Below are 235 nucleotides of genomic sequence, written 5' to 3' on the forward strand. Positions count from 1 at the left end.
TGAACGGGTTATTGCGGCGCAGGCGCGGCAGTATGCTCGTCAGAACAGGCTGAATGCCCGGCTGGATAACAGCGGGATCCGACAGTTTTGTTCTCTCAACGCTGAAGATGCAGGCTGGCTGGAAGAGACACTGACGCGGTTTGGGCTATCCATTCGCGCGTGGCAGCGTTTGTTGAAAGTAGCGCGCACGGTCGCCGACGTGGAGGGCTGCCCCGGACTAGAGAGGCGGCATTTG

At 60.0% G+C, this 235-nt stretch carries 1 pseudogene; it reads left to right on the forward strand.

Annotated elements, in window-relative coordinates:
- Positions 1-235 (forward strand): annotated as a pseudogene (locus tag RTW80_RS30865) (ATP-dependent protease); the annotation flags it as partial.

Origin of the sequence: Escherichia sp. AM3 (assembly GCF_032029835.1) — a bacterium.
In the GTDB taxonomy this organism is placed as follows: domain Bacteria; phylum Pseudomonadota; class Gammaproteobacteria; order Enterobacterales; family Enterobacteriaceae; genus Escherichia; species Escherichia coli.